Here is a 25,957-nt window from a genome sequence, read left to right as displayed (position 1 = left end):
TCAGATCGCGTCAAATGCGGGAACTTTCATTCAGCCCGCCTGATGGCATAAACCGCCGGGTGAGATGCCATACAGCTTACGAAAAGCCGTAATGAAATTACTGGCGTGACGATAGCCACTTAGGTGAGCAGCCTGTTGCACGCTATGACCACGCATGAGCAGCTCCTTGGCTAGCGCTAAGCGGCGCTTTCGCAAATAGTCGATGGGGGCTAATCCGTAGGCCAGCTTAAAGTGGCGTAACAGGGTGCTTGGGCTCATCGCTGCGTGCTCGGCCAAACGGGCTAATGAATGATTCAGCAGCGGTTCTTCATCCAGCCAGCGACGAACTTGTTCAAGGCGCTCCTGGTAAGCGCATAGGGGTGGTGCTATGCATTGCTGGGGCTGAGCCGACATGCTTTGCGCTAATACCTGTAACGCTAGTCCTTGAAGCTGTGTGCGCTGAGCAAGCTCTGAGCCAACACGGTCGCATCCTTCTTCAAGAGCGAGGCGTAAGCCGGCACTCAATCGCCACGTATGAGACATGGTTTTAGCAGAAGATGCGCCACACCAGCTATTGATCGCCGGTTTCTGCAATGAAAGGCATAGCGTGCGCAGCCGTTGATTGGCGGGGTGAAGAGCGCTGAGAGTCCGCTCCTCCGTCAGTCGCAAACAGCATGCCTCGCCTTCGGTTAGCCAGCGGCGCTGGCCTGAAATATCAAAATGGACCCGGCCTTCTAGCAGCACGACAATCAATAACGTTTCACTGCCCTGTGAGCAAGATCGGTAGGGGCGCTTAATGTCGAGATCGGAAATGAATAGCCCCATCCCGTCCATCAAGTCATGTTCTTCTACGCGGCCAATAGCAACGGCTGCATGAGGCAGGTAAGTGGGGGCGGCATTCACGTCGGGGAAGCGATAGTCGATGCAATAGCGACGGCCATAGTCCAGAAAGTGATTGATGGTGTAGCGTCGAGAGACCGTCACGTTATGGGAATACCGCTATGAATAGGTCCTTAAATGATAATGGTTTTTATTTATTTTTTGAAGACGGCATATGCTTAAATTCTTGGTAACGCCAAAATGCACTATTTTGGTGCCTGGGCGGGGTGGGTTGATTGATTTGGTGCATTTAAAGCGTTCGGCTAAGCCCAGTGATTAATTATAAGTTTTTGAATTTTAATTTCTTTTCCTTTTATTCACCATTTTGGTACATGGGTTGCGCTATGTTACTACAGTCCCGCCTAACCTATGTAACGGAGACACCTCATGGAACTAACCCCGAGAGACAAAGACAAGCTGCTGCTGTTCTCAGCCGCCCAATTGGCGGAGCGCCGCAAGGCACGTGGTTTAAAACTCAATTACCCGGAAGCGGTGGCGCTTATCAGCTTCGAGATTATGGAAGGTGCTCGGGATGGCCGCAGCGTGGCGGATTTAATGAGCTATGGCCGTGAAATACTTAGCCGTGAAGACGTAATGGAAGGCGTTGCCGAGATGGTTGACGAAGTCCAGGTAGAAGCCACGTTTCCGGATGGCACCAAGCTGGTCACTGTGCATACCCCCATCAACTAAGCGCCCCTCTTGGAGAAGATACGATGATTCCTGGTGAGTATCAGTTAAAAGAGGGCGATATCGAGCTGTGCGTGGGGCGTGAGCGCATTACGGTAGACGTTGCGAATACCGGTGACCGCCCCATCCAGCTAGGCTCTCACTATCATTTTGCAGAAGCCAATCCCGCGCTCATTTTCGATCGCGTCAAAACCCGCGGCTTTCGTTTAGACGTGGCAGCAGGCACGGCGATTCGCTTTGAGCCTGGCCAGACCCGTGAAGTCACGCTAATTCCGTTTGTCGGCAAGCGCGAAATTTATGGCTTTCGTGGCGAAGTCATGGGCGCGCTCGACGGAGGTAAACAATGAAACCGACCAACAAGATCAGTCGGCGAGCCTACGCCGATATGTACGGCCCTACGGTGGGCGACCGGGTTCGCTTAGGCGATACCGAGCTGTGGATTGAAGTCGAAAAAGACGCCACTCACTACGGTGATGAAGTGAAGTTCGGCGGTGGCAAAGTGATTCGCGATGGTATGGGCCAAAGCCAGCGTGTTGATGACTCGGTGATGGATACCGTCATCACCAACGCGCTGATTTTAGACTGGTGGGGCATCGTTAAAGCCGATGTAGGGCTGCAAAATGGCCGTATCGCTGCGATTGGCAAATCTGGCAACCCGGACGTACAGCCCGATGTTGATATCGTGATTGGTCCCGGTACTGAAATTATTTCAGGCGAAGGCAAAATTCTTACCGCTGGCGGCATCGACTCGCATATTCACTTTATTTGCCCCCAGCAGGTCGAAGAAGCATTGATGAGTGGCATCACCACGATGCTAGGCGGCGGCACCGGGCCGGCTACCGGTACCAACGCCACGACCTGTACGCCCGGCGCATGGCATATTGGTAAAATGCTGCAAGCCGTTGATGACCTGCCGATGAATATCGGCCTGCTGGGGAAAGGCAATGCCAGCCTGCCCGAAGCGCTTGAGGCCCAGCTAGAAGCGGGTGCCATGGGCCTAAAGCTCCACGAAGACTGGGGTACCACGCCGGCCTCCATTGATAACTGCTTAACCGTGGCGGAAAAGTATGATGTGCAGATTGCTATTCATACTGACACGCTAAACGAGTCGGGTTTTGTCGAAGACACCCTGGCAGCCTTTAAAGAGCGCGGTATTCACACCTATCACACGGAAGGGGCGGGCGGCGGCCACGCGCCGGATATTCTGACCGCCTGTTCGAAAGAGTATGTGCTGCCGTCATCCACCAACCCGACACGGCCCTACACGATCAATACCATCGACGAGCATCTCGATATGCTGATGGTGTGTCATCACCTCGACCCTAATATTCCTGAAGACGTGGCGTTTGCCGATTCGCGTATTCGCCGCGAAACCATTGCCGCTGAAGACATTCTGCATGACCTTGGCGTGATCTCGATGATTGCCTCAGACTCCCAAGCCATGGGGCGCGTAGGCGAGGTGGTCTGCCGTACTTGGCAAACCGCGCATAAAATGAGAGTACAGCGCGGCTTACTGCCAGAAGATGAAGCGCTGGGCGCCGATAACTTTCGCGCTAAGCGCTATATCGCTAAATACACCATCAACCCCGCGATCACGCACGGTATTGCTCATGAAGTGGGGTCGGTGGAAGTGGGTAAACTGGCTGACTTAGTGCTGTGGAAGCCTGCTTTCTTCGGCGTTAAACCGGCACTGATTTTAAAAGGCGGCATGATTGTGGGCGCGCCCATGGGCGATCCCAATGCGTCAATCCCCACACCCCAGCCGGTTCACTACCGGCCCATGTTTGGCGCTTTCGGCCGTGCCACCAGTCAAATTCGACTCAACTTCGTTAGCCAGGCCGCGCTAGATGCCGGTATTAAGGAGCGCCTGGGCCTGCAAAGTACGCTGGCTGCGTGTAAAAACGTGCGCGGCGTGCGTAAAAAAGATATGAAGTTGAACGATGCGTGTCCTGAATTAACCGTGGACCCGCAAACCTATGAAGTGCGCTGTGACGGCGAAATTTTAACCTGCGAGCCGGCCACCGAACTGCCGCTGGCCCAGCGCTATCACTTGTTTTGATTGAACTATTATCCGGGGCGCCGGGGATAGGCCTACGAGAGGGCGCTGTGAATACGTCCGTGTACGCTACTTTTGCCATCCATGGCAAAAGACCCTCTCTACTGCCTACCCCCGGCACAGCCGCACCGAGCGAGAAAGGACGCTAGTCATGCTAAAACTGATAGAACGTTTAGGGCCGATAAACGAGAGCGCTGCTAGCGATACACTAACGCTGCCCTTTGAGCTGCGAATTCGTGGACGCCTGAAAGCCAAAAGCGACAGTGGCCGTGAGCTTGGGTTGTTTTTAGATCGCGGGCCGGTACTGCGTAGCGGCGAAGGCCTAAAAGCCGAAAGCGGCGAAGTGGTACGCATCTGCGCCGCCATAGAACCGGTGGTTACCGCGCGAGTGAGTACTGGCTTACCGCTAGCGCGACTGGCCTATCATCTGGGTAATCGCCACGTTCAGTTAGCCTTAGGTGACGATGAAAAAGGCAGCTGGGTGCGCTTCCCGCCAGATCACGTGCTGGAGGAACTAGCCGTGCTGTTGGGCGCCACGCTGGAGCACCATGACGCGACCTTCGACCCAGAGCCGGGCGCCTATAGCCAAGTAGGCGGTGGGCACTCCCATGGCCATGCGCACGGCCACGACCATGTGCACGATCACGATCACCACCATGCCCACTGAGCAAACCGCATCCGCCGGGCAGCACGACGATTTAGCGCTGTTGGGGCTGATGCAACTGGTTAGCCCGGCGTTGCCCATCGGGGCATTTGCTTTCTCGCAAGGCTTGGAAAGCGCATTTGAGCTTGATTGGGTACGGGATGAGGCCAGCCTGACTGAATGGCTGTGCGGCGTCTTGGAAGATGGCATAACACGCTGCGAACTACCGGTACTGGCACGGCTGCACAAGGCCATTGATGACGCAGACCGTGATTCAATCGCGCAGTGGGATGAGTGGCTGGCCGCCACGCGGGAAACGGCGGAGTTAGCCGCTGAAGATAGCCGCCTGGGCGCATCGTTAAAGCGCTTGTTGGGCAGCTTAAATCTGATGCCGAGTGAAGACTTACTACCGCCCTTGTTACCGGCCCACCCAGGCTATGTGACGCTATTTGCCTTTGCGGCCCACTTGCGTGGCGCGTCTATTCGGCAAATGTTGCTCGGCTTTGCCTGGGCGTGGCTGGAAAATCAGCTAGCCGTGGCCTGCAAAGCGCTACCGCTTGGTCACACCGCTGCGCAGCGTATTATTGAGCAGCTGCGCCCCGCTTTGGTTGATGCCGTTGATCATGCGCTGACGTTATATGACGACGAGCTAGGCCCTGTGCTGCCTGGGTTGGCGCTCGCCAGCGCATTACACGAAACGCAATATTCACGCCTGTTTAGAAGCTAACAGATTCACGTTTTGTAGACGTTAGATAGCTCAGCAGTTAATCCGCTTATTGAGGACATGTTATGACGCACTGTTTACGTATTGGAGTAGGCGGCCCGGTGGGTTCCGGTAAAACGGCGCTGCTCAAGCAGCTTTGCTTAGCGCTGCGCGATTATTACGATATTGCCGTGGTCACTAATGATATCTATACCCGCGAAGATGCCGATTTTTTGCTCAAACACGATGCCCTGCCTGCCGATCGCATTTTGGGCGTGGAAACCGGCGGCTGCCCGCATACGGCTATTCGTGAAGATGCTTCGATGAACCTTGCCGCCATTGATGAGCTACAGGCGCGTCATCCTAAGCTTGAGCTGGTGATGGTGGAGTCGGGGGGCGATAATCTTTCAGCGACCTTTAGCCCTGAGCTTTCCGATCTAACGCTTTACGTGATCGACGTTTCTGCCGGCGACAAAATTCCACGCAAGGGCGGGCCAGGGATCACCAAGTCCGATTTGCTGATTATCAATAAAATGGATATCGCGGAACAGGTGCACGCTTCGTTAGACATTATGGCGCGAGATTCTAAAAAGATGCGCGGCGAGCGCCCCTTTGTATTTACCAATCTTTATGATGGGGTGGGGCTTGAGGAGATCATCCGCTTTATTCTCGATAAAGGAATGCTTGACGAGCGTCGGCCTGATGTTGCGGCAGCCCTATAAACAAAAAAGCCGCCCTGACCAGGCGGTTTAAGTGGTCAGGGCAACTGAAGAATGTGGTTAGCTGCTTGCTAAAAACGGGCCATCCTTGGCCACCACCTAAGTAGATTGGACGACTAAGGTAATGCACACCTTAACCCATGTTATGAAACCTACAATTGTTAGCTAAATAACTGCTTACACAGTAGAAAAATACCTAAAGTGGGCAAAAATGGCACATATAAGGCCTTCAGTTTAGGGGCTTTCGCGTTAGCCATCCTGTGCATAGGCAGCTGTTGTAAGAGGGCGGTGATAGATCAAATGACGACCTGGGCGTGCAAAGCCAGCCAGCAGTAAACCCGCCTCGCGGGCCTGTTCCACCGCCAGCGCCGTGGCCGCAGAGACAGCGACCAGTGCACCAATGCCTGCGCTGGCACACTTGTGCACCATCTCGTAGCTAGCCCTACTTGAGACCAGCACAAAGCCTTCATCAAGCAGCACCCCATCGCCGGCCAAGGAGCCGATCAGCTTGTCTAGCGCATTGTGGCGGCCAACATCCTCGCGTAACCGTTGAATTCGTCCATTTAAATCGCACCAAGCAGCACCGTGGCTGGCGCCAGTCACCGCCTGTAACGGCTGGTGAGCGAGTAATTCGCCCAGGGCATGCTGAATAGCCGCGTCGCTCAGCGCTGGCGCAATCACATGGGGAATCGGGCTAATCGCTTGTTCCAGGGATTCGGTGCCGCATAGACCGCAGCCGGTGCGGCCGGTCAGGTTGCGGCGGCGCTGTTTGAGTTCCACCAGTCTTTGGGTCGAAATTGTCAGTTGAACGGCCAGCCCATGCTCTTCCTCACGTAGTTCCATGTCGTAGCACTCGTGCGGATGGGCAAGGATACCTTCAGAAAGGCTGAACCCCAGCGCCAGGTCTTCCAGGTCGGTAGGGCTGGCCATCATCACCGCGTGGGAGATACCGTTGTAGACCAGCGCCACCGGTACTTCCAGTGCCAGCATGTCCTCCTGAGCGTTGGCATGCCAGCCGCTGGCATCGTGGCGTACCTCCATTGGCTGATACGCCAAGGCGGCCTCTGGTGGAGATGACGAGCTTTTTGGGCGCTGTGCGTTCATGGTGTCTCCTGCTAAGCCCGACCAAGCCATCCTGGGCTTGGTCAAAGGCATTGAAGGGGAAGGGCTGCGGTCAGTAAATTCCAACGCTGCTAACGCCCTGACCAGCCCATGAGTATCGGCACGTAAACGACCAGCAGCAGCACGCCAATCAGCCCCAATAAGTACGGCACGATGGCGCGGGTGATGCGCTCAAGCGGCAGCTGCGTGATCGATGACGCCACGTAAAGGTTAATCGCCACCGGCGGGGTAATCATTCCAATGGAAAGCCCCACCACAATGATCAAACCAAAGTGAATAGGATCAATCCCCAGCTGAAGCACCAGCGGCAGCAGTACCGGCGTGAGAATAATCAGCGCGCTGGCCGTTTCAATAAACACCCCGGTGAGCAAAATAACGCCGACCACCAGCAGCATAATCACGTAGGGGTTGGTCGAGAGCGACAGCACGGCTTGGGCAATGGCGCCCGGCACCTGCCAGCTGGAGAGCGTCCAGCTCAGCACCGCTGACATCGCAATCACCAGCATAATCACCGCCGTGGTCATCGCAGAGCGAATCAACAGCTTATAAACCTGCACCAGCGTTAGGTCACGATACACAAGCAGCGATACCAGCATGGCGTAATTGACCGCGACGACCGCTGCTTCTGACGGTGTGAATAGCCCCGTGAAAATACCGCCCAGGATGATCACCGGCGTCATCAGCCCCCAGCTGGCATCTTTAAAGGTGCGCAGAATAGTGGCTAGTGATAGCGGCGTACCTTTAGGGTATTGGCGCTTATAGGCCTGCGCAATGGCGATGGCCATTAGCCCTAATCCCATCGCGAGCCCTGGCAAAAAGCCGTTTAAAAACAGCTTGGATACCGACTGTTGGGCGATGACCGCATAGATAATCATCGGCACCGAGGGCGGAATGACCACGCCAATGGTGCCGCTCGCCGCGATCAGGCTAGCCGCCGAGGCCGGGTCGTAGCCCTTGCGTTTAAGCTCTGGTACTAGGCTTGAGCCTACGGCTGCCGTGGTCGCGGCCCCTGAGCCGGAAATCGCCGCAAAGAACATGCCCGCCATCACGGAAACCACCGACAGCCCGCCGCGCATAAAGCCCACTAGCGAATCGGCAAAGCTGACCAGTTTTTCGCTCACCTTACCCTGGGCCATTAAATCACCGGCCAGAATAAACATCGGGATCGCGACCAGCGCAAAGGAGTTAATGCCCTGGAACATCTGCTGGGTGACGACCATCAGCGGTACGCCCGACTGGTACAGGGCATACAGCGCGCTGGCGCCAATCGCAAAAGCGATCGGCACGCCCAGCAGCATAAACAGGAAGAAAAGCCCAAATAGCAGCAGCGTCATAGCGGTTCCTCCTGGTGATGGGAGGTCTCGCCGTTAAGCAGCAGCTCTAGAATATCGACCAGCGCATACCATGCCATAATGGCCGCGCAGATCGGCATCACCGCATACACATAGGTCATCGACAGGCGCAGCGAGGCGGATTTCTGAAAGCTCTGCACCTGCATATAACGGTAGCCAATCACAATCAGCGTGATCATAAAGGCCAGCACGATGAGCAGGGCGATAACCCGTGCCGCTTGGCGCAGACGGCCGGGTAGGGCATCCACCGCAAAGGTCACGGCAATATGCCGCCCGCGCTGAAACGCCAGGGTGCCGGCCAAAAAGGTGATCCATACCAGTAGAAAACGGGCGACTTCTTCGGTCCAGCCGACGGCGCTAAATAGCACCCGAGAGACAATTTGTAGCGTGATCACGCCAATCAGGGCAGCCATGCCAAGGAACACGATAGGCTGGAGAATCTTATCCAGCCCGCGCTCAATGCCTCTTAATAGTGATAATAACGATTGCGACAAAGTGGCCACGTTACTGCAGCGCCTCCTGGATACGGGGGAGGTAGTCACCGAACTGACTGCCGTATTTTTCGTAGACCGGGGCTACCGCGGCCTGAAACGCTTCAATATCCGGCGAGTCGTTGATTTCCATACCGGCGGCTTCAAGGGCGGCTAACTGCTCGGCTTCCATTTCCGCATTTTGTTCACGTGCGTAGGCCGATGCCTCACGTGATGCCTCAAGCACTAAGGTCTGCACGTCTTCGGGCAGTGAATTCCACTTGGGCAGGCTCATAATAAACAGCGCCGGTGCGTAAATGTGGCGGGTCATGGTCAGGTAATCCTGAGTTTCCGCCAGGTTGAACGCATAGATCGCATTGATGGGGTTTTCCTGCCCATCAATGGTGCCTTGCTGTAGGGCGGTCAGTGCTTCGGTCCAGGCCATCGGCACGGCGTTGGAACCCAGCGTGCGGAAGGTATCCACATACACTTCGTTCTCGATCACGCGCAGCCTTAAACCATCAAGATCGTCAGGGGTATTAATCGCGTTGCGGCTATTGGTGATGTTACGAAAACCGCGCTCGGCGTAAGCCAGCCCTTTGAGATTGACGCCTTCCAGCTTGTCGAGGATCTCCTGGCCGATGTCACCATCTAACACCGAGTAGGCGGCTTCGGCAGATGGGAACAGAAACGGCAGCTCAAAAACGGAAAACTCATCAACGAAGTTAGCCACCGGCCCGTTGGTAATAACGCCCATATCGACGGTACCAATCTGCATACCTTCCAGCAGCGTACGCTCATCGCCTAGCGAAGCATTGGGGAAAATTTCGATGCTAATCGCGCCGTCGCTCTTTTCGCTGAGCAGTTCTTGAAAGCGCGTTGCCGCAATGTGGTAAGTGTCATCGCTATTAACAACGTGTGCCAAGCGCAGCGTGGTGGCGGGTAGCGTGTCAGCATGAGTGGCCAGCGAAAGCCCCAGAAGGCTGGTGCAAACCATGGCTAGCGTCGCGCGCTGAAGCAGCTGGTAAGGCATATTGGAACGTGTGGCGTTATCCACGTGATCTCCTTGGAGTGGGCAGTTTTTTATAGTGAGACAAGGGGCTATCTGTGACAGGGGCGTCACCTATAGCATATTGGTTTTAGCGCACAAATAAATGATTCTACTCCTGTGATTCATCATAGAAAGAAAAAAAGTGCTAGAACGCGGGCTCAAGAGGTAATCCTATCGACACCAGAAACGCGATAGGCAAAGATCGGTCAAAAGTGGATGTTTTTGGCAGGAGAAAGTTTGCTGATCAAGCCTCGCGCTTGATCGGCACTAAGTGATCGAAAATCCACGTGAACACGAAGGTGAAGACCAGGAAGAAAACCAGTAGCGCCACTTCCATTTTAAGTGCATCGAGCGGCCCCACTTGGTACCACCACATGAACAGAGGGATTAAAATGATGACCAGGCCACCTTCAAAACCAACGGCATGGGCAACACGCAGGCCAAGGGAACGGGCCTGAATACTGCGGCTCATCTCCCACCGTTCGAAGAGCGTGTTATAGATGAAATTCCAGACCACTGCGGCAAGGGAGCTTGCAGCTGCAACTGGTAGCGAACTGTGTGCTTCACCCCCGTTGAGAGCCATGAGAAGTAATGTCGCAAGAGCGATTGCGAATGTTTCAAAAACTACCACGTAGGTGGCCCGGCGAGCGAGTGGAGAGAGAGTCATTTACATTCGATCCTGCTTGATTGAAAACTTGCGACATTAGGTATGTCAGTATATAAATACGACCGTATTTTAACAGGGTGAAAAGGGAAATAGTATGGCTAGGCCGAGATTGATCGATCGTGAACAGTTGCTCGATTTGGCGGAAGGTGTGATTGCCAGCGGAGGCGCCGCTTCGTTGTCGTTCGGATCATTAGCTAAAGCAGCTTCCTTGTCGAAGGCAAGTGTGCAGACAGTCTTCGGCACCCGCGAGGCGATGGTCGAGGCGTTACTGGCGAGGTGGATGGTCCGCGAGGCTGAGGAGTACCAAGCCATTCTCGGGGATAACAGAACTGCTGATGCCCGTTTGAAAGCCCACCTCCAGTCTACACAACGAGAAGAGAGTCACGTCGGCAGGACCGTCTCCGCGATGCTCGCCACACTAGCAAGCAGCGGCTACGCCAGCTCAGAAATGCAGAGCTGGTACCGGGTTCGCATAGACGATCTGGACGCAAATGATTGGGAGAGTCGACAGCGCAGACTTGCCTATTTGGCGGCAGAGGGCGCATTTCTTCTACGCAACCTCGTTGGTTTGGAGATAGACGACGATAAGTGGGCGTTAATCTTTCGCGACATCGAAGAGATGGTCGGCTGAAGCAGTTTCGCTTCCATTATGTCCTAGCCGCCTTGCATACCTATCATCGTCGAAGTGTAATGACATAGTGAATTTGGCCCGGAATACATCAGTGCCACCCTGGCTGCTTGGGCAAAGAAGCAAGAAATGACAATGGTCTTTATTCAGCCCGGAAAAACCCGTAACTCGCCAGATTGCTCACTGCGCCGACTGGCCATAATAGGAACAGATAATGGACACGCTGATTAACGATCTTTTAAACATCGTAGGCAAAACAGGTGTGCTGCTAGGCGACGATATCGCGCTGCGAAGCGTCGACTGGTTCACCAAAGCGCCTTGCGAAGCGAAAGCGATCATCAGACCGCAATCGACCGAGCAACTCAGCCAAGTAATGGCGAAATGCCATGCCGCCAAGCAGCCGGTGGTGACGCACGGCGGGTTAACCGGCATCGTGCACGGCGCCGTGGCCAGCCCCAATGAGCTGGTGGTATCGCTAGAGCTGATGAATCAGATTGAGGCCATCGATGCGATCGGTTCGACGATGCAGGTACAGGCAGGCGTGACGCTTCAGCGTGTCCAGGAAGCTGCCCAAGAGATCGATATGCAGTTTGCACTCGACCTGGGGGCGCGTGGTTCTTGCACCATTGGTGGCAACATCGCTACCAACGCGGGCGGTATCCGAGTTATACGCTACGGTATGATGCGCCAGCAGGTGCTGGGGCTAGAGGTAGTATTGAGTGACGGCACCGTGGTGAGTTCGATGAATACCATGCTGAAAAATAACGCCGGCTATGATCTCAAACAGATGTTCATCGGCAGCGAAGGCACGCTAGGGATCGTTACACGCGCCGTGTTGCGCCTGCATCCCAATATGCCCAGCGAGCAAACGGCCCTGGTCGCCGTGCCCTCGTTTGACGCGCTGACATCGCTGCTGAAGCTCGCATCTAAAGACCTCGCGAACAGTCTGAGCGCCTTTGAAGCGCTGTGGAATAATCACTACGCGTTGATGACCTCCGCCACGACCAAACATACGCCGCTGTTGGCAACCGACTCACCGTTCTATGCCATCATCGAAACCCTGGGCTCCGATGAAAAGCAAGAAGCCGAGGCGTTCGCACGCGTGCTAGAAAAAGCGCTGGAAGCTGGGTTAATCACCGATGCCGTGCTGGCCAACTCAAGCACGCAGCGCCAGGGCATTTGGGACGTGCGCGAGGATATCGAAACGCTGGTGCATGAGCTTAATCCCATGTTCTCTTACGATATCAGCCTACCGATCACGCATATGAATGAATACGTAACGGCGCTAGAGGGCAAGCTAAACGCGCAGTGGCCGGAAACCGGCACGATGGTCGTGTTTGGTCATTTGGGCGATGGCAACCTGCACATTATGATTACGGTGCGCGACGCCAGCCCGCACAGCCGCCGCGAAGTGGAAGAGCTGGTGTACGGTTCGCTAGTAAAATACAACGGCTCGATTTCCGCCGAGCACGGCGTGGGGCTGGAAAAACGCGACTACCTGGCGCTTTCACGCTCGCCAGAAGAAATCGCGCTGATGAAGCGCATGAAGCTGGCGCTAGACCCTAAGAACCTGCTCAATCCTGGCAAAATTTTAGCCTAAGCGCGATATGTAATAGCTGCTTTAATCTAAGCAAAAGGCCACCCAACGGTGGCCTTTTGCGTTAACGAATTACGCAATGCTTAAGATGCTGCTTACTCGCTCAACGCTTCGCGAATGCGCGGTAGGTAATCGCCAAACTGTTCGCCGTACTTTTCATAAACTGGCGCAACCGCTGCTTGGAACGCTTCCATATCCGGCGTTTCGTTGATCTCCATGCCCGCTTCGCGCAGCGCTGCTAACTGCTCAGCTTCCATCTCAGCGTTGACCTGGCGCTCATACTCCGCCGCTTCCTGCGCCGACTCTTTCAACACCACCTGCACGGGCTCGGGCAACTGATTCCAGACCGGCATGCCCATCACAAAAATAGCCGGTGCGTAGGTATGGCGAGAAAGCGTCATGTAATTTTGGGTTTCATCGAGCTTGAACGAATGGATCACGTTCACCGGGTTTTCCTGCCCGTCGATCGTGCCCTGCTGCATCGCGGTGAGGGCTTCGGTCCAGGCCATGGGAATCGCGTTGGCGCCTAGTTCACGGAAAGTGTCGGTATACACCGGGTTCTCCATCACGCGGATGCGCAGGCCATCAAGATCTTCTGGCGCGTTAATCGCCCGCTCGCTGTTGGTCAGGTTACGAAAGCCGCGCTCGGCGTAGGCCAAGCCTTTCAGGTTGACGTCTGATAGCTTATCCAGCAGCTCCTGGCCAATCGGGCCATCAAGCACTCCATAAGCGGCGTCTGGCGAGGGAAACAGGAACGGCAATTCAAACACCGCCATCTCTTCCACAAAGTTGGCCACCGGCCCGTTGGTGATTACGCCCATATCCACGGTGCCGATCTGCATGCCTTCCAGCAGCGTGCGCTCGTCGCCCAGTGTCGCGTTGGGGAAAATCTCGATCGTCACCTTGCCATCGGTGCGTTCTTCTACCAGTTCTTCAAATTTGATGGCGGCGATGTGGAAACCGTCCTGCTCATTGACCACGTGGGCCAAACGCAGATTAACGGGGTCCATATCCGCAAAATCAGCAGCGTTCGCGGCGCTAACTAACGCCAGTGAGATGCCCAATGCCAGCGTGCTGCGTGCAAATGTTTTCATTTTATTATGTTCCCAATGTACGAAGGTGAGAAAGTACCTACGAAGCATGCACCAGAGAAAGGAAAAGGGTCAATTGACCAAAGGGCTCAAGCGGCATACGGCTGGACACATCGCGCCCGCACGGTTACGATACGCACCCACAAGCGCCCGTAGCTCAGTTGGATAGAGTATCGGCCTCCGAAGCCGAGGGTCGCAGGTTCAAATCCTGCCGGGCGCGCCAAATTGTAAAAGAGGGGCCTGCGAGAAATCGCAGGCCCCTCTTTTATGGGCCAACCTTCAGGTGAAAGGATTGTTAATACTATTTATAGTAATGAGAGGAGTTTTATTCGCATAAATAGATTTTTTGGCATGAGGCTGTTCAGTTTTTAGTTATAATCTATCAAAGTTTTTGATTGCAGATGATTATGAAGAATGCCTGTTTCTCTTATTTCGAATATTAAGTTCTGTTGGAATTTAAATTATTTTTTGGATAAGTGGTGGAGTTGATTGTGTCGTTCCATACTGGGTAAGGTATCTTTCCCACAAGCTTGTCGTCGACTAGAATAGCTAGGCTATAACGAGCTCTCGTAATTGCTACATAAAGTTTGTTTCTAGACTCATCCGTCTTATCCTTATTAAATGCTTCAGTGTCTCCACTTAAAAAATCAATATGTTTCTTCGGAGGTATAATTAATACACGATTGAATCCAAGTCCTTTGCTTGAACCAAAGGTGTGCCATGAAAGATTGGCCGGAAGATAGCTTTTACCTGTAGTTGACGACCACCGTAAAATCTGAGGATTTAGATATTTTATATAATCATTAACTTGGGATTTTTTAACTAAGTAGGTGCCATAATGGTGAGCAATTTCATCCGGAATATTATCTACTTCTGACACTGCCCTTACGTACATATTAGGATGAATTGTGTCAGAGAGGTCACAGATGCTCTGAATGCACCTGCGATTTGTAGGCATTGAGTGCTGCTTAAATTTAAGCTTATGAAAGTATTTTATTTTTTGTTGAGACGTCTTTGGTGCCTTATGTCCAAATGTAGTGCTATAAATTGTTTGACGGAAATCACCCACGCAGCAAATAGTGGAGGGCATTATTTTGCTGAGTGACTTAATTACTTCATAATCCCATCCTACTAAATCTTGGACTTCATCGAAGAAAACTCGGTGGTAGATGTCTTGGAGCCGCTTCGCAGGAGCATTTGTTGATTGCTTTGCGATAAGGGCCGCTAATTTGGCTAATAACCCTGAGTAGACCTGAGTTTTACATGGTGTGAGGTAATGAAGCGGATTTATTAAACCGTCATCGAGCTTCTCGCCACGGTTTTTCTTGTACTTGGTAGAACCTGGCCATAAGTGAGGATTATTCTCAGTGAAGGCGATAGCCGTGATGCGATCAGTGAATACTAAGTTCTGATAAGGTCTCACCATATCTTCCAAGTAGAAAGAAAATAGTCCTTTTACTACAAAATCTTCGCTACTTTTACCGTAAAGTTCGACGAAGCGAGAGCGAAGTTCTGCTTGATTATTGATGGTGTAAGTAATGACAAGAACTCTCCCACCTCCGTCAATAATATTGATAGCGTCTGTAATGATTTTATGCGTTTTGCCCGATCCAGCGCCTGCAATCCATAGTTCGTTAGTCAAAATTGAATACCTCATCGAGGAAAGCTGGGTATTCAAATTCTAGCGAGCCATCAAACAGCTTGATTGCAGAATCGACCTTCCTTGTACCCTTGCCATTGCCTTTAATACTCCTGAACCAATCGATCAGAAATTCACGCCTATCTTCCAAAGTGGATTTTTTATTGTAGAGATTTTTAGTCTGAGTCGACAAAACCATCTCTGCAAAGGCATCAAGCATTTCTAAGTTATTAGCATTGGCGTAAATCAATGCTGGCTCAAGTGAGAATTCAAGATCACTTTCAGAAGAGAAAAGCTGAATATTGGGAAAATCGGTGTATTCCAAGCGCGCTGCAATTACGTTTCTTTCATAATCTCCGTCATTATCCCTAAGCACATGAATCTTTGTTCCGATCTCCTTACCCACCGCAATGAACGTATCGAAACCCACGCCGCGTACGACAATTATATCGATTCCATCCTGTTCAGGAAGTCGGCCATGTTTGCGATAGTAGATTTTTTTGAGAACTAACTCGTCTGAGGGTCCTTCAACTAATATTACCCTGTTGGATAGTGCCACCCGTAATGTGTCATATCCAGGAAGTCGTTTGAGTGTTTTTACCACTTTAGGGTCTAGCCTATCCAGCCTTTTATAATCCGACTGCAGAAGGCAGATTTTGTCAATACTTAGCTTATTCAATACATAAGAGCTGTGTGTGGTTAAAAATAGTTGCTTATTGCTTCGCTGATTTTCAATGTAGTGCACTAGTCTGCTTAAATTTGTGTGGGAAAGGTGGTTTTCTGGTTCCTCCATCATCACCAGATCAATGTCCTTGGATTTGTTCTGAATTGCCAGCTTGATTTGAACGTTGCTCTGTTCACCCTTTCCGATGAACTGAAAAGGCACTTCATCAACTTTAAGCTGTAACCCTGTCTGAATAGAGCCTGCTGGTAATGTGCTAGCTGCAATAGTTAGTTTCTTATCAGTGATTAAATGATCAGTATCTAGATTGCCGTTGACCGTCTTAACCTCTTCTGAGTCGTTAAAAATCTGCTGGTTTTCTCTATAATTAAGAGTAAGTTTTACCAGCTCTTCTTTCTCCAATGCGGTATTCAAAATGGATGATATGTACTGGTTTTTACCCATTGTTGGGTGTAGGCGTGTGGGATCGATGTATAGTGCTTTAAATTTTTTAGCAATTGCTTTAATAGGGTTCCAGCCAAAATCAAGCCACTCTACTTTGTAGAACTCTATTGGGATTGCGGTTATGTTTGGTTTTGTTAACAGATATTGGTTGTAAACGTCTTCCAATGTTTTGTCGAATAATGCCTGCACTACGACACCTTGACTATCAGTTTTTAAGCTATTATTTGTTCCTTTATACTCAGGTACGCCATTAATATAGGCTTCAATGATAAGGCTGGGCAAATACCTAGATGATTTGTCAGAGTTTAGGAAGTTATTAACTGCCTCCTGGTTGAAAAGATCAGGAGTGAACTCTGCATTAAAAGGACGTCCCCTGTAATTATAGTTAAGTACTATCTCTAGTGCCTCAAGAATGGTGCTTTTTCCAGAATTATTATCTCCAACAAAAATGTTAACATCATCGTTGAATTCAAAATAATTGTTTATGAATTTTTTGAAATTAAGAAGTTTTATTGATTTTACTTGCATTCTAAATTCCCCTTTTTATATCAGCTGTATAAAGTGCCATTTTTTAGCTTAATTAGATCTTTTCCACAACTTATATTGTTGCTTCACTGAATTTAGATTAGCACAATTTACTTAAGCGGGTTGAGGCTCGTAAGCATAATTTTCAACGGTTCACTAATTTTTCAGTGGTACTAATGAACGGCAAGTTTCTCCGCAGAATACGATGGCAACCCGCAGAGGCATGAGACGTTATTCCAGGGCTTTGCGACAGTAAATTGCGGCTGTCTTGGATAGGATGGATGAGACTCACGCTTATGACTGAGTAGTGGTCTGGAAGTTGGAAGACATGGATTCAGCCTGCCTAACGCGATAATTGAAAACAGAGGGCCTGCGATGAATTACAGGCCCTCTGTTGTGCCCCCCCTAATCCTCCGGCTTCAACTCTTCCTGCCTCGGTGGGCTGCCTACCCGTACTTCGCTGAGATCCTCCTGAGAGAGGCCGCGGTAAAGCGAGAACATCATGATAAAGACCAGAATAAACATCGGTAGGCCGACAACGGTGATGACCTGCTGCAGTGCAGTCAGCCCGGCATCGCCTGCCAGTACAATGAGCATGGCAGCCAGCATCCCCTCAGAGACACCCCAGAAAACACGTTGATGCCAAGGGCCAGGGTCGGCGCTGCCGGTACACAGCATATCGACGACCAGTGACGCTGAGTCTGATGAAGTAGCGAAGAAGATCGCGACGATCACCACTGCTAAGCCTTTAATCAATGTCGCGGCCGGGAAGTTATCAAAAAACGCGAACATGGCGAGCGGGATGCTTTCGGCGACAGCCGCTGACAATACGCCCGCTTGATCCCCCAATGCCGCTCGGGCAGCGGGCCCAATGCCGTCAATCTCCATTGCCGACCAGCCGAAGATCGCAAACCAGACCAGCGTAAAGATAGAGGGGGCGAACAGCACGCCAAGCACGAACTCGCGGATCGTCCGCCCGCGAGAAATCCGCGCCACGAAGATACCGATGAACGGTGACCAGGTGACTGTCCAAGCCCAATAGAATACCGTCCAGCTGCCTTGCCAGCCCCAGGCGCCGCCTTCGCTGGAGTAACGTGCCAGCGTGTCATTCCAGAATGCCATGGGCAGCAGGTTGGTTATGTAGAGGCCAAAGGTTTCGACCACGGCACGTAATAGGAAAACGGTCGAGCCGGTAAAGAGCACAAACAGCAGCAGGCCAACGGCCATACCAATATTGATATTGGAGAGCAGTTTCACGCCTGAATCCAGCCCCGCCACGATTGACCCTACGGCCACGGTGGTAAGCACAGCGATGATCAGCACTTTTGTTATCACCGCATCCGGAACCCCCCACAGTTCCGTTAGCCCCGCATTGATCTGTTGGGTGCCCAGCCCGATAGAAACGGCTACGCCAAAGAGCGTGCCGAGAATGGCAAAGATATCGAGCGATTTACCGATGGGGCCGTAGATACGTTCACCTAAGAACGGATAGAAGACCGAGCTGAAACGCATTGGTAGGTTGTAACGATAGATAAAGTAAGCAAACGCCAGTCCCGGCATGGCGAAAATTGCCCAGGTATGTAGCCCCAGGTGATAAATCGCAAAGCTCATAGCATCGTCAGCGGCTGTTACAGAGAATGGCTCGACATCCGACCTTGGAGGATTGGCAAAATGAGAAATCGGTTCGGCGACGCCCCAAAACATCAGCACCGTACCGATACCGCCCGCAAACAGCATGGCGAACCAGGAAACGTTGGTATACGTCGGTTTCGCATCATTTCCGCCTAAACGAATCGCACCATAACGGCTCATCGCCACCCACAGCAGAAATGCTACCCAGGTGGTTACCCCTAAAATAAAAAACCAACCGAGGTTGGTGACGATCCATTCACGCCCCGCGCCGAAGGCTGCGCCTATGGCGTCTGGCGCAATTAACAGCGCCACTAAAAACAGGATCATGATTCCGGCCGATGTGAAAAATATGGTGGGATCTGTCCTGAGGCCCAGCTTTCGCGCAAGTGCATCCATTGTTATAGCTCCCTATGTCTTTACGACTTTCTTTTATGACTTTCTTTACGACGCTGGTTTTCAAACCGGCCTTTAAAACACGCCCTTAAAACAACGTAGGAGCTATAGGGCGATTACGCCACGCCGGCAAAAAAATACGCGCTGTCAGCATCGCTTTCTGATGCCAATAGCGCGTCTATAGAGGCGCGTGCTGTTTTAACGACTCTCTACACGTAGAAGTCGAGGTCCTCTTGCGCTTTGAGCAGATCGCGCATCTTGATGGGGTCGTCACCAAAGAAGAAGACCAGGCCCCAGTGTGTGCCGAAAGCAGATCGGTCAGGCACTGTCTCTTCCGTAGGTGCGACCAGCTCATGTGACTCGAAATAGGGGTGATCAACGCACTCTGTAGGCATTTCCAGTTTGCTGACAACACGACGGCGCGGGTAGACACCAAAGCAGCCTGCGTAACCCTTCGCATCGACCACTTCTTTAGGGAAGAAGGCTGCTACTTCCTCTTTCGTGCTTTTCGGATCGAACACTAGCATGGACGCCTGATAGGCATTGAAGCCGTAGGCTTTTTCGATCAGTTCAAACGCCTTAAACCCGGGGGGGCGGTAGGCCACCTCGCCAAAGTACATTTCACCATCAGCGGTAACGAAGTACTCGGGGTGAATCAAGCCAAACTTGATATCAAACGTTTTAATCAACAGCTCAATCTGCTTGGTGATCGCATTACGCCAGCTTTCAAGCTCTGCCGTCGCCGGTACGAATACCGAATAACCCAACGTTACGTATTCGGAAATGTTCAGGAACTGGATTTTACCATCATGAATCCAGGCCTCAACGGCGAACTCCCAGCCATCCAGATGGCTTTCCATCAATAAAGGATATTCTTCGGCCGGAATGTTGTCGATTTCTTCGAGCGTGCGGATCATTCGGTGACCGAGGCAGCCGGCTTTGTCGAACGCCTTAACGTGAATCGGGTCGTTCGGGTCGCCATCAAGTTTGAGCAGCGTTTGGTTCACGCGCTTCATGAAGCGAACGATGTCTTCTTTCTCGTGGGCCTCTTCGAAGATACCGACACGGATACCGCCAAGCTGCGCGCGACGCTTCATTAAGGCCTTGTCGCGGAACAGAATGGATTGACCAAACATGCGAGGGCTATCAAGGAGGACGGAGTTGATCGCACCGGACCACTCAACGGTCTCTTCAAACAGCGGAATGGCGATATCGACGCCTTCTTCCTTCAACCTCTCGGCGATTTCCATGGACCGATCATTCAACCGGATAAAATCCCAAGAGATAAAAGGGATATTGTTGGCGGTGCAAAAATCCGCCGCCCACTCGGGGGCAATCACGATATAACGGCGGTCAAATTTTTGCGCCGCTTTAATGGCATTAATACTCCAGCCAAGCAGGGCGATATAGCCTTTATTGGGATCTTTGGGCGTCTCGGTGCCTTTAACCGAGTCCATTTCTGGATCACGCCAAGCCACTACTGATTCGGGCAACTGCTTTTCTGATGTTATCGACATTCAATGTCCTCCGTGCTGGTTGACCCAGGCTGACTGCGCGGCGGTTGGAGCGCACCAAATAGGCGCAGTCGCAGTCAGTCATGTTCAGAAGCGAGTGAGTAAACCAGCATTAGAAAAGTTTTAGCGCACCCGTGGTAACAAAGTTAGTTGAGATCGTTACAGTTAGCAATTAGGTTGTAGAGTATCTGTGGAATTAATGTAGAGGTTTTCTCGCTGCTGAGGAGAGGATTATTGTCTAAAGAGAACGGTATGACATACGCCGTTGCGTTACGCTTTGCAGCCCATCACTACTCTGCATTTGAATCCCATTTATTTAGAAAAATACTGCCTTATCAAACCTTTGAAGTCCGATAGCGTGCACTCATCTGTACCCCCTGCCTACTGGAAATCAGCGTTTCGAATCACTCTTGTAAAGGCCTGCTATGAGGTGCCTTTTGATGTATAGAAAGTTGTTGTACAACCAGAGGTAGATTTTGTACGAGTTTTTGGTTTTTAATGTCTTATTATGTTTACCTGTACAGTTTACTTGTACACCTAGTGTCAGTTGCTGCAGCGGAGACACGACGATTACCAAAAGAGTGGTGGCTATCGACATTTGTGAGTGTTGTCATCGTCACTTAACGATAAAGGCGCTTAAAAATATGACCTCTACACGTTCCTCTACTGGGCGAGAAGCATCGATGTCGCCTGATCTATTTCCTCGTACTGTCATGTTGGCCGGTAATGATCCGGAAGCAACGCGCCGCAGCATTGAGGCCTGCTTCACTGCCACCTTCGATCGATATGAGTCACTGTTTACAACGCTTGCCAGCGAAGAGGCCTACCGGCGTAAGTCGATATCTCTTCGGCATCCGCTAATGTTCTACCTCGGACATACCGCGACATTCTTCGTTAATAAGCTGGTGTTGGCTAAGCTCTTACCTGCTCGAATAGACGCGAACATGGAGTCTATTTTTGCGGTTGGCGTCGATGAAATGAGCTGGGATGACCTCAATGATGCCCACTATCAGTGGCCGTTGGTCAGTGAGGTGATGGCTTATCGCGCGAAGGTTCGCGCCGCGGTGCTCGCTTTGATTCGTGAGCTGCCCGTTGCGCTGCCCATTGGTTGGGATAGCCCCTTCTGGCCTATCGTCATGGGGATCGAGCACGAGCGTATCCACCTTGAAACGTCTTCGGTGTTGATTCGCCAGCAGTCACTCGATCTGGTGTCACCACAGCCTGAGTGGGCGCCTATTCGCACCGCCGGTGAGCCGCCGGAGAACACTTTGATCACGGTGCCTCAAGGTGAGGTGACGTTAGGCAAGTCGTTTGATGACCCGTGGTACGGCTGGGATAACGAGTACGGTCATCACCGTGCCGACGTTGAAGAGTTTAAAGCGAGCCAATTCCTGGTCAGTAATAACGAGTTTCTGGAGTTTGTTGAAGCCGGTGGTTATTTGACCGACTCCTTCTGGTCGGAAGAGGGGGTAGGCTGGCGCAATTTTGCCAAGGCGACCCATCCCACCTTCTGGGTGTGGAAAAACGAATGGCATCTGCGCTTGATGACCGAAGAGGTGACAATGCCTTGGGATTGGCCGGTTGAGGTCAACTTCCACGAGGCTAAAGCCTTTTGTGGTTGGAAAAGCGAACAGACGGGCCAGCCCGTGCGTATGCCCACGGAAGATGAGTGGCATCGCTTAGCGGATGAAGCGGGTGTGTCCGAGCTGGAAAATGACGCGCCTGCCAATGCCAACCTGCATTTAGATCACGGTGCCTCTTCGTGCTCTGTAACGCGCTTCCAGCATGGCCAGTGGTTCGATGTGGTGGGCAATGTGTGGCAGTGGGTGGAAACGCCCACCTACCCGTTCCCAGGCTTTGATGTGCACCCGCTGTACGATGATTTCACCACGCCGACGTTTGATAACCAGCATAACCTGATCAAGGGCGGCTCCTGGATCTCCTGCGGTAATGAAACGCGGCTTAGCGCTCGCTATGCGTTTCGGCGGCATTTCTTCCAGCATGCGGGCTTTCGCTATGTTGTGTCAGATGCCGAAGTCACGCTACCCAGCGCTTATTACGAAAGCGATGCGCGCATGGCGGAGTACGCAGAATTCCATTACGGCGATGAGTGGTTTGGCGTTGCCAACTTCCCGCAGGCACTGGCAAGCAAGGCATTAGCTAGTATGGCTGGCCGACCCAAGAAACGCGCGCTGGACCTGGGATGCGCCAGCGGGCGCTGCAGCTTCGAGCTGGCCCGTGAGTTTGAACAGGTAGATGGCGTGGACTTTTCCGCCAACTTTATTCGCCAGGGTGTCGAAATGGCGGAGCAGAAAGTGCTGCGTTATACCCGTGCAGAAGAGGGTGAACTGGTCACCTACCAGGAACGTACGCTGGCAAGCCTTGGGCTGGAAGACGTGGTCGAACGCATAAGCTTTCATCAAGGCGATGCGTGCAACCTCAAACCACAATTCAGCGGTTACGATTTAGTAGTGGCCGCTAATCTGATTGATCGGCTGTATAAGCCTGCACAGTTTCTGCAGACCGTGCATGAGCGGATCAACGTGGGCGGCATCCTCATGATCGCCTCGCCCTACACGTGGCTGGAGGAATATACGCCGAAGGAGGAGTGGATTGGAGGAATCAAGAAAAACGGCGAAAATGTCAGCACTTTGGATGGCCTGAAGGCGCTGCTTGAACCTCATTTCAGGATGATTAGCGATCCCGAAAAAGTCCCCTTTGTGATTAGAGAGACCATGCATAAATACCAGCACAGCCTCTCGGAAGTCACGCTATGGGAACGTCGTTCCTAACGAGGCATTCAGCACTTTGGGGGTAAACTAAGTGCCCAATGGCCCGGTTAATCGACACGTGCTCGGTTAACTGGGTCTTTATAGTGTTGACAGGCCTTGCTAGAAGATCAGCATTAGAAGGCCAATAACAACTATCAGGCCGATCATAAAGATGATACCGACGGTGCTAGCTAAAAATTTCAACATGCTCTTCTCCTTTGTGTATCTCGTTAGCTCATCCTGAGTTAACGCTGATTATGACTTTATCATAGAAGCCAACGTTAGTTCGCGCCAACGAAGTTTGCTACGCCGTTCTTTAAATAATCAGCTAATACAAGCGCACTGGAAGCGATTAGTTTAACTGTCCCAGCGCGCTTGGGGCACCGCTAGCCTTGGGAGGTGGCGAGCGCTTGGTCAATATCGGCCAGCAGGTCGTCGATATGCTCGATGCCAATCGACAGGCGCACCATGTCCGGGGTGACGCCGGCTTTTTGTAGCTCTTGGTCATTCAACTGGCGGTGCGTGGTCGAGGCCGGAATAGAGGAGCAGCTCTTGGCATCGCCAATATTAACCAGCCGCAAAATAAGCGAAAGCGCATCGTAGAAGCGCTCGCCAGCGGCTTGGCCACCCTTAATCCCGAAGCTAAGAATGCCCGAAGCGTGGCCATGCATATAGCGCTGGGCTAATGCGTGATCGGGATGGCTTTCCAGCCCGGCATAGTGCACCCATGCCACTTGGGAGTGACCTTCTAAATGCGTAGCGACCGCTAGCGCATTAGCGCAGATCCGCTCAATCCGTAGTGACAGTGTTTCCAGCCCCTGCAGAAGATTCCAGGCTGCTTGGGCGGACAGTGCCGCGCCCATGTTGCGCAGTGGCACTACGCGTGCGCGGGTAATAAAGGCGGCATCGCCGACATCGCGGGTATAGCAAATGCCGTGATAGGAGACATCCGGCTCGTTCAGCAGCGGAAACCGGTTGGCATGTTCCGCCCACGGGAAGTTGCCAGAGTCTACAATAACGCCACCCACCGTGGTGCCGTGGCCGCCAATGTATTTGGTGGCCGAATGGACGACAATATCCGCCCCGTGTTCAATGGGCCGGCATAAGAACGGTGAGGCCGTGGTGTTATCCACAATCACCGGGACTCCGTGACGATGTGCGGCATCTGCAAGCGCCCGCAGGTCGACGATCCCGCCAGAGGGATTGCCGATGCTTTCGCAAAATACCGCTTTCGTGCGCTCATCAATTAGCGCTTCGATGCCGGCAATATCGTCTTTGTCGGCAAAGCGCACCTGAATGCCTTGGCGCGGCAAAGTGTGAGCGAACAGGTTGTAGGTGCCGCCATACAGCTCGCTAATCGAGACGATGTTATCGCCTGCTTCTGCAATGGTTTGAATGGCGTAGGTGATCGCTGCCATTCCTGATGCTACCGCTAGGCCCGCAATACCGCCTTCCAGCGCGGCTATTCGCTGCTCTAACACGGCGCAGGTCGGGTTCATGATGCGAGAATAAATATTGCCTTCCACTTTCAGATCAAACAGATCCGCCGCGTGCTGTGCGCTGTCAAAGGAAAATGACGTGGTCTGGTGAATCGGAACCGCAACGGCATTTTGCGAATCTGGTGAGTAACCATGATGGAGGGCGATCGTTTCAGGTTTCATAAAGGCAGCTCGTGAAAGAGAGGAGTAGCCCTGATCTTAGATAAGTCGAGGCGGGTGAGCCAACGTCGTTTAGTCGGATGCCCTGCCTCAAGTGAAGGCCGTGTGAGGTCACTACATATCGGCGATGGCCTGTTCGGCAGACGGCTGTCAAGATTGCCGTGTCTCATTTGGTGAGATGAAATCGTAAAGTTGTCTTGCTATGTTCTAAGCCACATCAACAAAAAATGACGCGCGCCATGCCTGCACACATGCCTTCACCCGGTAGTAATACGCAACAGACTCCCTCGACGTTGGTTCATGCCATGCAGGTGCTGCAAATCACAGCACGTTGCGGGCACCGTGGTGCCAGCATCAATGATTATCTCGATGCGCTCGAATTCAGTCGCCCAACGCTTTATCGATTATTAAAAGGGCTCAAGCAGCAAGGGTTTTTGCGCTCTTCTCCTGTTCGTGGGCGCTATCTATTAGGGTATGAACTGCTGGTGCTCGGCGCTCAGGCGGGCAATGGCGCCGGGCTGCGTGACCTGGTTCGGCCAAGGTTGCTGGCTTTAGCCCATCGTTGTGGCGATAGTTTTTATCTCTTTGCGCGCGATGGTTTTAATGCTGTTTGCTTGGAAGTACAGAACGGCGCCTACCCTGTGGGCAGTTTCGTTAGCGCTACGGGCGGCCGCCTGCCGTTAGGTGTTGGCCAAGCATCTATCGCCTTGCTTGCCTATCTGGAAGCTGATGAGCGCAGCGATATACTCAGCCATAACGCCGCACGACTGCTTAGCGAATACGCGATCGCCGTTGCTGATGTTGAAGCGGAAATACACTATCTACTCACTCATGGCTATGCTCACGGCGTGGAGGGATCTCTGCTGCCCGAGTACAGCGGCTTGGCCATTCCTATCCTTGATCACAGTGGTCATCCTTTGGGTGCGATGAGCTGCTCGATGCTGAAATCGCGTATGACAGCTGACCACAAGGCGGACGTTCTCAAAGGCATGCAGGATGAAGTGGCTGCCATGGTTAACAAGGCCCACGGCCTTTTGTATTTGGATTGAATCATC

At 52.4% G+C, this 25,957-nt stretch carries 23 protein-coding genes and 1 tRNA gene; 11 read left to right on the top strand and 13 right to left on the bottom strand.

Annotated elements, in window-relative coordinates; genetic code table 11:
• Positions 1 to 30: 30 nt before the first annotated feature.
• Entirely contained in the window at positions 31 to 963 is a 933-nt protein-coding gene (locus ACT3TR_RS07340; protein ID WP_096277278.1) for a helix-turn-helix transcriptional regulator, read from the bottom strand.
• A 282-nt stretch (positions 964 to 1,245) separates the two neighbouring features.
• On the opposite strand from ACT3TR_RS07340, the gene ACT3TR_RS07335 reads away from it, so the two are divergent.
• From ACT3TR_RS07335 to ureG, 6 genes are all read left to right on the top strand, one after another.
• Complete coding sequence (locus ACT3TR_RS07335; protein WP_096277280.1) at positions 1,246 to 1,548, top strand: urease subunit gamma; 303 nt, start codon at positions 1,246 to 1,248, stop codon at positions 1,546 to 1,548.
• Between the two features lie 23 nt (positions 1,549 to 1,571).
• Positions 1,572 to 1,892, top strand: coding sequence for an urease subunit beta (locus ACT3TR_RS07330; RefSeq protein ID WP_096277282.1), 321 nt, complete (start codon positions 1,572 to 1,574; stop codon positions 1,890 to 1,892).
• Positions 1,889 to 3,604, top strand: coding sequence for an urease subunit alpha (gene ureC, locus ACT3TR_RS07325; protein ID WP_096277284.1), 1,716 nt, complete (start codon positions 1,889 to 1,891; stop codon positions 3,602 to 3,604). The genes ACT3TR_RS07330 and ureC overlap by 4 nt, the downstream gene beginning before the upstream one ends.
• A gap of 148 nt (positions 3,605 to 3,752) precedes the next feature.
• Positions 3,753 to 4,268: an urease accessory protein UreE gene (gene ureE, locus ACT3TR_RS07320; RefSeq protein ID WP_096277287.1), complete on the top strand. Its 516-nt coding sequence runs from the start codon at positions 3,753 to 3,755 to the stop codon at positions 4,266 to 4,268.
• Complete coding sequence (locus ACT3TR_RS07315) at positions 4,258 to 4,971, top strand: urease accessory protein UreF (protein WP_096277289.1); 714 nt, start codon at positions 4,258 to 4,260, stop codon at positions 4,969 to 4,971. Before ureE ends, ACT3TR_RS07315 begins: the two co-directional genes overlap by 11 nt.
• 62 nt (positions 4,972 to 5,033) lie before the next feature.
• Positions 5,034 to 5,669, top strand: coding sequence for an urease accessory protein UreG (gene ureG, locus ACT3TR_RS07310; protein ID WP_096277291.1), 636 nt, complete (start codon positions 5,034 to 5,036; stop codon positions 5,667 to 5,669).
• 246 nt (positions 5,670 to 5,915) lie between these two features.
• Here the strand turns inward: ureG and fdhD are convergent, their stop codons facing one another.
• From fdhD to ACT3TR_RS07285, 5 genes are all read right to left on the bottom strand, one after another.
• Positions 5,916 to 6,707: a formate dehydrogenase accessory sulfurtransferase FdhD gene (gene fdhD, locus ACT3TR_RS07305; protein ID WP_096282243.1), complete on the bottom strand. Its 792-nt coding sequence runs from the start codon at positions 6,705 to 6,707 to the stop codon at positions 5,916 to 5,918.
• A 152-nt stretch (positions 6,708 to 6,859) separates the two neighbouring features.
• Positions 6,860 to 8,122, bottom strand: a complete 1,263-nt coding sequence (locus ACT3TR_RS07300) for a TRAP transporter large permease (RefSeq protein ID WP_096277293.1) — start codon at positions 8,120 to 8,122, stop codon at positions 6,860 to 6,862.
• Positions 8,119 to 8,643, bottom strand: coding sequence for a TRAP transporter small permease (locus tag ACT3TR_RS07295; RefSeq protein ID WP_096277295.1), 525 nt, complete (start codon positions 8,641 to 8,643; stop codon positions 8,119 to 8,121). The genes ACT3TR_RS07300 and ACT3TR_RS07295 overlap by 4 nt, the downstream gene beginning before the upstream one ends.
• Position 8,644: 1 nt before the next feature.
• Positions 8,645 to 9,643 (bottom strand): TRAP transporter substrate-binding protein, encoded by a 999-nt coding sequence (locus ACT3TR_RS07290; RefSeq protein WP_096282244.1) that lies wholly within the window; start codon positions 9,641 to 9,643, stop codon positions 8,645 to 8,647.
• 262 nt (positions 9,644 to 9,905) lie between these two features.
• Positions 9,906 to 10,328, bottom strand: a complete 423-nt coding sequence (locus ACT3TR_RS07285) for a PACE efflux transporter (protein WP_096277297.1) — start codon at positions 10,326 to 10,328, stop codon at positions 9,906 to 9,908.
• Positions 10,329 to 10,437: 109 nt separating this feature from the next.
• Between ACT3TR_RS07285 and ACT3TR_RS07280 the strand changes: the two genes are divergently transcribed.
• Positions 10,438 to 10,959 carry a TetR family transcriptional regulator gene (locus ACT3TR_RS07280; protein ID WP_176483354.1) on the top strand — a complete coding sequence of 174 codons (522 nt, stop codon included), beginning with the start codon at positions 10,438 to 10,440 and terminating at the stop codon, positions 10,957 to 10,959.
• Positions 10,960 to 11,170: 211 nt separating this feature from the next.
• Positions 11,171 to 12,556 carry an FAD-binding oxidoreductase gene (locus ACT3TR_RS07275; protein WP_096277301.1) on the top strand — a complete coding sequence of 462 codons (1,386 nt, stop codon included), beginning with the start codon at positions 11,171 to 11,173 and terminating at the stop codon, positions 12,554 to 12,556.
• 92 nt (positions 12,557 to 12,648) lie between these two features.
• On the opposite strand, the gene ACT3TR_RS07270 is transcribed toward ACT3TR_RS07275, so the two are convergent.
• Positions 12,649 to 13,647 (bottom strand): TRAP transporter substrate-binding protein, encoded by a 999-nt coding sequence (locus tag ACT3TR_RS07270; RefSeq protein ID WP_096277303.1) that lies wholly within the window; start codon positions 13,645 to 13,647, stop codon positions 12,649 to 12,651.
• 143 nt (positions 13,648 to 13,790) lie between these two features.
• Here ACT3TR_RS07270 and ACT3TR_RS07265 point away from each other — a divergent pair.
• Positions 13,791 to 13,867 (top strand) — tRNA-Arg (locus tag ACT3TR_RS07265).
• Positions 13,868 to 14,083: 216 nt separating this feature from the next.
• Here the strand turns inward: ACT3TR_RS07265 and ACT3TR_RS07260 are convergent.
• The 4 genes from ACT3TR_RS07260 to ACT3TR_RS07245 all read right to left on the bottom strand — a co-directional run bounded on the left by ACT3TR_RS07260 (position 14,084) and on the right by ACT3TR_RS07245 (position 20,476).
• Positions 14,084 to 15,286 (bottom strand): UvrD-helicase domain-containing protein, encoded by a 1,203-nt coding sequence (locus ACT3TR_RS07260; RefSeq protein WP_096277305.1) that lies wholly within the window; start codon positions 15,284 to 15,286, stop codon positions 14,084 to 14,086.
• Positions 15,279 to 16,937 (bottom strand): ATP-dependent nuclease, encoded by a 1,659-nt coding sequence (locus ACT3TR_RS07255; protein ID WP_192535803.1) that lies wholly within the window; start codon positions 16,935 to 16,937, stop codon positions 15,279 to 15,281. Before ACT3TR_RS07255 ends, ACT3TR_RS07260 begins: the two co-directional genes overlap by 8 nt.
• A gap of 402 nt (positions 16,938 to 17,339) precedes the next feature.
• A complete protein-coding gene (locus ACT3TR_RS07250) occupies positions 17,340 to 18,962 on the bottom strand; it encodes a BCCT family transporter (RefSeq protein ID WP_096277307.1) in 1,623 nt (540 codons plus the stop codon).
• 206 nt (positions 18,963 to 19,168) lie between these two features.
• The gene (locus tag ACT3TR_RS07245; RefSeq protein ID WP_096277309.1) at positions 19,169 to 20,476 is read right to left on the bottom strand and encodes an ATP-grasp domain-containing protein; all 1,308 of its coding nucleotides are present in this window, start codon (positions 20,474 to 20,476) and stop codon (positions 19,169 to 19,171) included.
• 641 nt (positions 20,477 to 21,117) lie between these two features.
• Between ACT3TR_RS07245 and ovoA the strand changes: the two genes are divergently transcribed.
• Entirely contained in the window at positions 21,118 to 23,265 is a 2,148-nt protein-coding gene (gene ovoA, locus ACT3TR_RS07240; protein ID WP_096277311.1) for a 5-histidylcysteine sulfoxide synthase, read from the top strand.
• 99 nt (positions 23,266 to 23,364) lie between these two features.
• Here ovoA and ACT3TR_RS07235 read toward each other — a convergent pair whose 3' ends face one another.
• Entirely contained in the window at positions 23,365 to 23,451 is an 87-nt protein-coding gene (locus ACT3TR_RS07235; protein ID WP_441685660.1) for a hypothetical protein, read from the bottom strand.
• 179 nt (positions 23,452 to 23,630) lie between these two features.
• Positions 23,631 to 24,905, bottom strand: a complete 1,275-nt coding sequence (locus tag ACT3TR_RS07230; RefSeq protein WP_444624862.1) for an O-acetylhomoserine aminocarboxypropyltransferase/cysteine synthase family protein — start codon at positions 24,903 to 24,905, stop codon at positions 23,631 to 23,633.
• A 236-nt stretch (positions 24,906 to 25,141) separates the two neighbouring features.
• Between ACT3TR_RS07230 and ACT3TR_RS07225 the strand changes: the two genes are divergently transcribed.
• Positions 25,142 to 25,951, top strand: coding sequence for an IclR family transcriptional regulator (locus ACT3TR_RS07225; protein ID WP_444624863.1), 810 nt, complete (start codon positions 25,142 to 25,144; stop codon positions 25,949 to 25,951).
• Positions 25,952 to 25,957 lie beyond the last annotated feature (6 nt).

It is taken from the genome of Halomonas sp. AOP12-B1-6, from assembly GCF_052379225.1.
Lineage (GTDB): Bacteria > Pseudomonadota > Gammaproteobacteria > Pseudomonadales > Halomonadaceae > Vreelandella > Vreelandella casei.
This window is presented reverse-complemented; position numbering and strand designations above follow the sequence as displayed.